The organism is Variovorax soli NBRC 106424 (genome assembly GCF_001591385.1).
Taxonomy (GTDB): Bacteria; Pseudomonadota; Gammaproteobacteria; order Burkholderiales; family Burkholderiaceae_C; genus Variovorax; species Variovorax soli.
Genome location: NZ_BCUU01000188.1, coordinates 1 through 3825, shown reverse-complemented (window position 1 = coordinate 3825; position 3825 = coordinate 1). Strand labels below are relative to the sequence as shown.

General features: G+C 70.4%; 2 protein-coding genes. Both read left to right on the top strand.

All coding sequences use genetic code 11. From position 1 onward, the window contains the following. Positions 1-106: 106 nt before the first annotated feature. Positions 107-2242, top strand: a complete 2136-nt coding sequence (glgX, locus tag VSO01S_RS26075) for a glycogen debranching protein GlgX (protein ID WP_068645663.1) — start codon at positions 107-109, stop codon at positions 2240-2242. Beyond that, on the top strand, positions 2239-3825 hold a 1587-nt coding region (treZ, locus tag VSO01S_RS26070), incomplete at its 3' end, for a malto-oligosyltrehalose trehalohydrolase (RefSeq protein ID WP_068645662.1). The genes glgX and treZ, both read left to right, overlap by 4 nt.

Here is a 3825-nt window from a genome sequence, read left to right as displayed (position 1 = left end):
CCGGAGCAACCGGAGCGCCGGCCGGATCGCAAGGCGCCTGGCGGCCCACGCCCGTCGGCGCCTGGCCGAGCCGCACCGCCGCCGATCCGCAGGAACGGGCCCATCCGTGACGCGCCACGCCCCCATTGCGCTGGACACCGTCTGGCCCGGTCGCTCATACCCGCTGGGTGCCACCTGGGACGGCCAGGGCGTGAACTTCGCCGTCTTCTCCAAGCATGCGGAGAAAGTGGAGCTGTGCGTGTTCGACGACAAGGGCCGGTACGAGCGCCAGCGCATCGTGCTGCGCGAGCGCACCGACGACGTGTGGCACTGCTACCTGCCGCAGGCGCGGCCCGGCATGGCCTACGGCTACCGCATGCACGGGCGCTACAAGCCCGAAGAGGGGCACCGCTTCAACCCCAACAAGCTGCTGCTCGACCCCTACGCCAAGGACCTGGCGGGCGAGCTGCGCTGGAGCGACGCGCTGTACGGCTACACCCTGGGCAGCAAGCGCGAAGACCTGTCCTTCGACCGGCGCGACAGCGCCGCCTTCATGCCCAAGGGCCGCGTGCTGGAGCCGGCCTTTACCTGGGGCGACGACATCCGGCCCCACGTGCCCTGGCAGGACATGGTGATCTACGAGCTGCATGTGCGCGGCTTCACCAGGCAGTTCCCGGCCATCTCGGAGGAATTGCGCGGCACCTATGCCGCGCTGGGCTCATTGCCGGTCATCGACTACCTGCAGCGCCTGGGCGTGACCACGGTGGAGCTGCTGCCGGTGCATGCCTTCCTCAACGACCGGCACCTCGCGGAGAAGGGCCTGCAGAACTACTGGGGCTACAACACGCTGGCCTTCTTCGCGCCCGAGCCGCGCTACAGCTGCTCGGGGAAAGTCAAGGAATTCAAGACCATGGTCAAGAGCCTGCATTCGGCAGGCATCGAGGTGATCCTGGACGTGGTCTACAACCACACCTGCGAGGGCAACCACCTGGGCCCCACGCTGTCGATGCGCGGGGTGGACAACGCCAGCTACTACATCCTCAATGGCGGCGAGCGCCGCTACTACGACGACTTCACCGGCTGCGGCAACACCGTCAACCTCGAAGCGCCGCGCGCGCTGCAGCTGGTGATGGACTCGCTGCGCTACTGGGTGCAGGAGATGCATGTGGACGGCTTCCGCTTCGACCTGGCCTCGGCCCTGGCGCGCGAAGCCGGCAAGGTGGAGAACCTGGGCACCTTCTTCGCGGCCATCCGGCAGGACCCGGTGCTCAGCGGCGTGAAGCTCATCGCCGAGCCCTGGGACCTGGGCCACGGCGGCTACCAGGTGGGCAACTTCCCGGCCGGCTGGGCCGAGTGGAACGACCGCTACCGCGACGCCGTGCGCAGCTGGTGGAAGGGCGATGGCGGCGCGGTGGGCGAGCTGGCCCGCCGGCTGGCGGGCTCGCAGGACATCTACGGCTGGTCGGGCAAGCGGCCGCACGCCAGCATCAACTTCGTCACCGCGCACGACGGCTTCACGCTGGCCGACCTGGTCTCCTACAACGACAAGCACAACGAGGCCAACGGCGAGGACAACCGCGACGGCAGCAGCAACAACCTGTCGTGGAACTGCGGCGTGGAAGGCCCCACCAGCGACGCGCAGGTGATCGCGCTGCGCGAGCGGCAGAAGCGCAACCTGCTGGCCACGCTGCTGCTCTCGCAGGGCGTGCCGATGCTGCTGGCCGGCGACGAGCGCGGCAACTCGCAGGGCGGCAACAACAACGTCTACGGCCAGGACAACGAGACCTCCTGGATCGACTGGACGCCCAGCGAGCACGCTCAGGCGCTGCACGACTTCGTGGCGCGCATCGTGGCCCTGCGCAAGCAGCACCCCTCGTTCCGGCGGCGCAGCTTCTTCCGGGGCAAGCGGGCGGACGAGAGCGATTCCAAGGACGTGGTCTGGCTGCGCCCCGACGCGGCGGAGATGGCGCCCACCGACTGGGAAGACGAGCACGTGCGCTGCCTGGGCATGCTGTTCTCGGGCACCGGCCTCATCGACCTGGGCGAGCGCGGCGAGACGCAGCGCGACGACGACTTCCTGCTCTTGCTCAATGCGCATCACGAGCTGCTGCCCTTCATGCTGCCGGCGCGGCGCACCCCGTGGCGCCTGTTGATCGACACCGCGCAGGACCTGGGCGGCGAGGCCGTGGTGGGCGAGGCGCGCTATCCGCTGCAGGGCCGGTCGCTCGCGCTGCTGCGCAACGAACGGGAGAACGGGGCATGAAGCGCGGCCACCGCATGCCCTTCGGCGCGCAGCTGCAGGACGGGGGCGGTGTGCGCTTCCGGCTGTGGGCGCCGGCCGCGAGCATGCTCGTGCTCGAACACCTGCCGGTGGCCGCCACCGCCTGGCGCGGCGCCGCCATGGAATCGGTGGGCGAGGGCTGGTTCGAGGCCGTGCTGCCCGATGCGCAGGCCGCCGACGACTACCGCTTCCGCCTGCTCGGCGGCCCGGCCGACGGCTTGGTGGTGCCCGACCTGGCGTCGCGCGCCAACCCGCACGACGTGCACGGCGCCAGCCGCGTGGTCGACCCCTATGCCTACGACTGGCAGCACGGCGAATGGGCCGGCCGCCCCTGGCACGAGGCAGTGGTGTACGAGCTGCATGTGGGCACCTTCACCACCGAGGGCAGCTTCAACGCCGCCCGCGCCCGGCTGGCCGAGCTGGCGGCGCTGGGCATCACCGCCATCGAGCTGATGCCGCTGGCCGAGTTCCCGGGCCGGCGCGGCTGGGGCTACGACGGCGTGCTGCCCTTCGCGCCCGATGCGAGCTACGGCACGCCCGACGAACTCAAGCAGCTGGTGGACACCGCCCACGGCCTGGGGCTCATGGTGCTGCTGGACGTGGTCTACAACCACTTCGGGCCGGACGGCAACTACCTGCATGCGTACTGCCCGGCCTTCTTCGATGCGTCGCGGGCCACGGCGTGGGGCCCCGCCATCAATTTCGACGGCCCGCATTCGCGCACCGTGCGCGACTTCTTCATCCACAACGCGCTGTACTGGGTGGAGGAGTTCGGCTTCGACGGCCTGCGGCTGGATGCGGTGCATGCCATCCGCGACGGCTCCGTGCCCTGCATCGTCGACGAGATCTGCACGGCGCTGCGCCAGGGGCCGGGCCAGGCGCGGCAGGTGCACGTGGTGCTGGAGAACGAGAACAACGAATCGAGGCGCCTGGCGCGCGATGCACAGGGCAGGCCGCTCGCCGCCACCGCGCAGTGGAACGACGACCTGCACCATGCCGCGCATGTGCAGCTCACCGGCGAGACCGAGGGCTACTACCGCGACTTTGCCCAGCAGCCGCTGGAGCGCTTTGCGCTGGCGCTGCGGCGCGGCTTCGTCTATGCGGGCGAGCCTTCGGCCTGCCGCAGCGGCCAGCCGCGCGGCGAGCCTTGCGACAACCTGCCGCTCCCGGCTTTCGTCTCGCACCTGCAGACGCACGACCAGATCGGCAACCGGGCGCTGGGCGAGCGCATCGACGTGCTGGCCGACCCCGTCATGGTGCAGGCGGCCCGCGCCTGCCTGCTGCTGTCGCCCCACGTGCCGATGCTGTTCATGGGCGAGGAGTTCGCGGCGCACACGCCCTTTCTCTATTTCTGCGACTACGGCGAGACCGAACTGGGCCGGGCGGTCACGCAGGGGCGGCGCGCCGAATTCGCAGGGTTTGCGGCCTTCGCCGGCGAGGAAAGCCAGGCGGCCATTCCGGACCCCAACGGCGAAGGCGCATTCGTCGCCTCCAACCTGGCATGGGAAGAGCGCGAGCAGCCCGCGCATGCCGCGGCCCTGCGCCGCACGCGGGCCCTGCTGGCC